This window comes from Streptomyces sp. URMC 123 (genome assembly GCF_051386515.1).
Classification (GTDB): domain Bacteria; phylum Actinomycetota; class Actinomycetes; order Streptomycetales; family Streptomycetaceae; genus Streptomyces.
This window is the reverse complement of sequence record NZ_JBPQTV010000409.1, coordinates 1-5,004: the sequence shown is the minus strand read 5'-3', so window position 1 is coordinate 5,004 and position 5,004 is coordinate 1. Positions and strand designations below refer to the sequence as shown.

4 protein-coding genes and 1 pseudogene are annotated in these 5,004 nt (G+C 74.1%); 3 read left to right on the top strand and 2 right to left on the bottom strand.

What is annotated here, in order from left to right:
- Positions 1 to 353: 353 nt before the first annotated feature.
- Positions 354 to 1,049 carry a TetR/AcrR family transcriptional regulator gene (locus ACSNOD_RS28325; RefSeq protein WP_436769920.1) on the bottom strand — a complete coding sequence of 232 codons (696 nt, stop codon included), beginning with the start codon at positions 1,047 to 1,049 and terminating at the stop codon, positions 354 to 356.
- A gap of 426 nt (positions 1,050 to 1,475) precedes the next feature.
- On the opposite strand from ACSNOD_RS28325, the gene ACSNOD_RS28320 reads away from it, so the two are divergent.
- From ACSNOD_RS28320 to ACSNOD_RS28310, 3 genes are all read left to right on the top strand, one after another.
- Positions 1,476 to 2,453: a tetratricopeptide repeat protein gene (locus ACSNOD_RS28320; protein ID WP_436769919.1), complete on the top strand. Its 978-nt coding sequence runs from the start codon at positions 1,476 to 1,478 to the stop codon at positions 2,451 to 2,453.
- A 656-nt stretch (positions 2,454 to 3,109) separates the two neighbouring features.
- Positions 3,110 to 3,733, top strand: a complete 624-nt coding sequence (locus ACSNOD_RS28315; RefSeq protein ID WP_436769918.1) for a DUF6230 family protein — start codon at positions 3,110 to 3,112, stop codon at positions 3,731 to 3,733.
- A 131-nt stretch (positions 3,734 to 3,864) separates the two neighbouring features.
- The gene (locus tag ACSNOD_RS28310) at positions 3,865 to 4,467 is read left to right on the top strand and encodes a DUF6114 domain-containing protein (protein WP_436769917.1); all 603 of its coding nucleotides are present in this window, start codon (positions 3,865 to 3,867) and stop codon (positions 4,465 to 4,467) included.
- A 150-nt stretch (positions 4,468 to 4,617) separates the two neighbouring features.
- Here the strand turns inward: ACSNOD_RS28310 and ACSNOD_RS28305 are convergent.
- A pseudogene (locus ACSNOD_RS28305) lies at positions 4,618 to 5,004 on the bottom strand (hypothetical protein); the annotation flags it as partial.

Here is a 5,004-nt window from a genome sequence, read left to right as displayed (position 1 = left end):
CATGCTCCCAGGGGGAGCCGAAGAAACAACCCGCACGGTGCGCCGCCGAGGAGGTACCCCGGTGCGGCACCGACCCCGCCCACGAACAGAGCGCACGACCGCAACCCACCACCCCCGCGCCGAAGGCGCGGGGAAACGAGTCCCGCCCCTTCGGGGCGGGAAAGACCCCCGGCCTTCGGCCGGGGTGGGGTGGTGCTTCGCCTCGAAGGGGCGGGAAAGCACCCAGGCCGGAAGCCGGGGAAAGCCCCGCCCCTTCGGGGCGGGGAAATGGGGTGATCCGCACCGAAGGCGCGGGCAAACGCAGGCGACGGTCACGTCACGGACAACCCACAACGTGGACGTCGCGCAAGAAGTCACGCCGCCGTCAGGCCGTGGAGCAGGAGCGACGTGAAGTCGCGGGTCCACGTCGCGTCCACACGCTCCCCACTGACGAGCGCCCGATGCACCACCGCCCCGGCGATCACGTCGAAGATCAGATCCGCGCTGCGCGCGGCCGCAGCCGCGCCCGACGGCCCCGCCGCGTCCGGCGGCAGCTCACCGCGCGCCTGCGCCCGCTCCCGCCCGAGAAGAACCAACCGCTTCTGGCGGTCCACGATCGCGGAGCGAATCCGCCCCCGCAGCGCCTCGTCCCGCGTGGACTCGGCGACGACCGCCATCAGGGCCGTCTTGGCCTCGGGGCGTTCGAGGAGGTCGGCGAACTGCCGTACGACGCCCTCGACGTCGGCGCGCAGGCTGCCGCGGTCGGGCAGTTCGAGCTCGTCGAAGAGGACGGCCACGGCGTCCACGACGAGCTCGCTCTTGGTCGCCCACCGGCGGTAGAGCGTGGTCTTGGCGACGCCGGCGCGGGCGGCGACGTCGCCCATGGTCAGCTTGGACCAGCCGAGGTCGACCAGCGCGGCCCGGGTGGCGGCGAGGATCGCCCGGTCCGCCTCGGCGCTGCGCGGGCGACCGGTGCGGCTGCCGCGCCCCGCGCGGACCGCGCGGACCGGTTCGCCCCCGGTGCCGGCGCCGCCACCGGGGCCGGCCGGGCGAGTGGAGGTGCGGCACATGCGGGCGACCATACCGCGCGGTACGCGCCGCCCGTGAGGCACATCACGGCCCGCCGTGCCGAGGCGGTCTGTCGGGGCCCGGGGCCAGGAGTTACGCTACGGGTCGTAGCGAAAGAGCGACAACCACTGGCGCACGGGTGGGGACCCAGCGCCGACCACGGTTTGCTCGGCACCGCGGCCGTGTCCGCCCCCTTGGCCCCGCGATCCGGCGGGGCCGCCGGGCGGGCGCGGCCCGGGCGTCAACGGCAGACCCCTCGCTTTCCGACTCGGCCGGGCACCGGCCGCGTTCCGGGGCGCCGCGGCGGGGGAGTCCGGGGCGCGTCAGGGCCGGGCGGCGGAGCCGCCCGGGGGCGGGTCCGCGGCGCGCGAGCGCCCGCTCACGCAGCGGAATACCACCGCACCGCGTGGAAGGGGGAGGATGTACCCATGCAGCCACGGAACATGTCCATGAGCGGAGTCGTCGACCTCGCCGCGGTGAAGGCCGCCGGCGAAGCGAAGCAGAAGGCGGAGCAGGCCCGCGCCGCCGCGGCCCGGCAGGGCGGCGGCGCCCAGGGCGGCCCGGCCGCCGCCCCTCGTCTGGTGATCGACGTCGACGAGGCGGGGTTCGAGCGGGAGATCCTCCAGCGCTCCACCGAGGTGCCCGTCGTCATCGACTTCTGGGCCGAGTGGTGCGGGCCGTGCAAGCAGCTCGGCCCCCTGCTGGAGAAGCTCGCCGAGGAATACGCCGGCCGCTTCGTTCTCGCCAAGATCGACGTCGACGCCAACCAGATGCTCGCCCAGCAGTTCGGGGTCCAGGGGATTCCGGCCGTGTACGCGGTGGTCGCCGGGCAGGCGCTGCCGCTCTTCCAGGGGGCGGCCCCCGAGACCCAGATCCGCCAGGTGCTCGACCAGCTGATCGACGCCGCCGAGCAGCGCTTCGGCATCGTCGGCGCGCCGGTGGAGCCGGGCGCCGAGACCGCGGCCGAGGCCCCCGAGCGGCCGGCCGGCCCGTACGACCACGCCCTCGACGCGGCGCGCGCCGCGCTGGACTCGGGCGACCTGGGCGGCGCGGTGCGGGCGTACGAGAACGTGCTGGCGGACGACCCGGCCAACCCGGAGGCCAAGCTGGGCCTGGCCCAGGCCCAACTGCTGCGCCGGGTGCAGGGGATGGACCCGCAGGCGGTCCGCAAGGCCGCCGCCGACAACCCCGGCGATGTGACCGCGCAGATCGAGGCGGCCGACCTGGACCTGGTCGGCGGCCATGTGGAGGACGCCTTCGGGCGGCTGGTCGACACGGTCCGGCGCACGGCCGGGGACGACCGGGAGGCCGCCCGCGTCCGGCTGCTGGAGCTCTTCGAGGTGGTCGGGGCCGAGGACCCGCGGGTGGTGTCGGCGCGCACCGCGCTCGCGCGTGTCCTGTTCTGACCCTCCCGTCCGTCCATATCACCCCATGGGCCCCTGAGTTGACACATCAGGGGCCCCATGCGGAACAGCGGCCGCGCTTTGCCAAATCTTGGCCATCGCGGCCGCTGTTACTCGCAGTAAATGAATCGCGGATTCCTGTCCGCCGAAATCCCGCTTTCCTCCGCCGTTTCCGTCTCTGGTACGGCGACGCAGCGTGCCCGGCCGAGATGCACCCGCCACGCTTCCGTCATTGCTCCGTTACTCGCTAGTAATGAACCTCTTGTGCCCCGGCCTGGAATGGACCACGATCGGCGACGCTCGGTCCATTCCCGCAGCCCGGCAGCCGGCCGGTGCGACGGGCTCCATGGGTCCCCACCGAGTGGCCGATGCCCTGTGCACCGGCCTGTGGACAGGGGGGTCCCTGCCGACGGCAGGGCCTGTCCGGCGGTTGCGCTGACGCGCGGCCAGTGGTTGTCGCTCGGGAGTGAACGCCGGTGTGCCGGCCGCCCGTCGCGCTCGCGGGGCGCCGACGGGTCCCTCCGTCGTGGGCCCAAGAGGCCCCGCACGACGGCGCTCTCCTTCCCGAGGACGGAGCACTTCTCCCATCCCGGCCCCGGCCGGTCCGTGACACGCGGGCCGCCCGGGCCGGAGATGCACGTCCGAGAAGGAGGAATGTCATGGAGTCCCTGGCTCGTGGTGGGACCAGATGGAAGCGGTTCGCCGTGGTGATGGTGCCGAGCGTCACGGCGGCCGCGGCGATCGGGGTGGCTATCGCCCAGGGTGCGCTGGCGGCGTCGTTCAGCGTCTCCGGCCAGCAGTTCAAGGTGGAGGCCAAGCACCTGGAGGGGTGGGGCTTCATGCAGTACGGAGCCTATGACACCCGGGTCGACAAGCAGAACGTGCCCGTCGCGGTGTCGGCGTTCAAGCGGGCCGAGATCAAGGGGATGTGCCAGTCGGTGGTCACACCGAACATCCCCGGCATCGGCACGGTCACGCTCAAGCTCAACGCGGGCACCTCGAAGCCGGTCGAGGCGACGAATCTCTACATCGACGTCGCGGAGCTCGACGCCGACGCCACCTTCGACGACATCAACATCGGTGTGGCGGCCGGGGCCAGCAAGAAGGGCCCGGGCATCGCCAAGGACGACCACGCCAGCCCGGCCGGCTTCGCCCAGGAGGCGGACCACGCCGTGCTGACCGGCGTCAAGCAGAAGGCGTGGGCGACCAGTGCGGGAACGTTCACGCTGAACAACCTCAAGCTGAGGCTGCTCTCCGGAACCAAGGAGTGCTACGAGGGCTGACCCCGCGTCGGCCGTCGCACCGTCACACCGGCGGGCGGGGATCGCGCGTGAACGCCCCCGCCCGCCCCCTTCCGGCAACCCCTCGCGTTGCCGTGCCTGTCGCACCACTCCAGTCCAGGGAGCTGTTGTTCATGAGCACCGAGTCACCAGGGCTGCGTGATCGAATCCGATACTGGCGGCTTCGCTTCCGCGCCTGGCGCGGCAGTCGCCCGTTCTGGGCGGGCCTGCTGACCATGCTCGGCGGGGTGCCGATCGCCTACTTCCCCTATGCCAATCTCACCATCGGTCAGCTCAGCCTCCGGATGGCCACCACCGCGGGAGCGGGATCGCTGATCATCGGCGTGCTGCTGGTGACCCTCGGGCTGACGATGTGGTTCCACTCCCTCGTCCGCGTCTTCGCGGGCGTGGCCGCGATCGTGCTGGCCCTCGTCTCCATTCCGGTCGCCAACTTCGGCGGCTTCGTCATCGGCTTTCTGCTGGCCCTCCTCGGTGGCGCGCTCTCGGTCTCCTGGGGGCCCGGCGCGGTGCCGACGGAACGGGCCGGGGACCCGGACGGCGCGGTGACCGAAGGGGCGGTGACCGAGGGAACGGACGGCGCGCGGGGTTCCGTAGCACCGGACGCCGAACCCGTAGGACCGCAGGCCGGGGAGCCGGAGGCCGCCGCCGTCCCCGGAACCGGGGCCGGGACCGAGGCCGACGCGAACGCGAACGGAGGGCGGCACCGTGCGGGGTGAGCGGCCGGGAGCCGCCCCCGGCGCGGCGTCCGGAACGGGCCATGAGCCGGCCCGCGAGGCGGCCACCGCTTCCCCGGCCGCCCCTCCCGCGGTCCGGCAGGGCGCCGGCCCGCGGCACGCCGCCCCCCGTACGTCGCTGCTGACGAGGCTTCAGATCCCGGCCGGCAAGGCGATGGCGCTGGCCGCGATGCCCACCGCCGTCCTCATCGGCATGGGGCTGACCCCGCGGCCGGCCCAGGCGGACGACACCATCACCTCCCCGTTCGCCCCCGGCCCCTGTGTGGCCCGCTCCGACGAGCCGAAGGAACCGGACCCGTCGGCCTCGCCTTCGACGTCCCCCTCGCCCCCGGCCTCGCCGCCGGGGACGCCCTCCCCGTCGCCCTCGGCGTCCGCGTCCGCGGGGAGCGCCGGCGCCGGGAAGGAGACGGGCGCCCGTGGCGGGGGCGCCGGGAAGCCCGCCGAGCCGGGCGGGCCGGAGAAGGCCGGGCCGTCGCCGGGGGCCGGCTCCCCGAGCCCCTCGGCCGGCTCGCCCCGGCC

Bases quoted from the DNA above. Each gene is read 5' to 3' on its own strand.
- ACSNOD_RS28325 (WP_436769920.1), bottom strand. From the start codon at position 1,049: ATGTGCCGCACCTCCACTCGCCCGGCCGGCCCCGGTGGCGGCGCCGGC.
- ACSNOD_RS28320 (WP_436769919.1), top strand. From the start codon at position 1,476: ATGCAGCCACGGAACATGTCCATGAGCGGAGTCGTCGACCTCGCCGCG.
- ACSNOD_RS28315 (WP_436769918.1), top strand. From the start codon at position 3,110: ATGGAGTCCCTGGCTCGTGGTGGGACCAGATGGAAGCGGTTCGCCGTG.
- ACSNOD_RS28310 (WP_436769917.1), top strand. From the start codon at position 3,865: ATGAGCACCGAGTCACCAGGGCTGCGTGATCGAATCCGATACTGGCGG.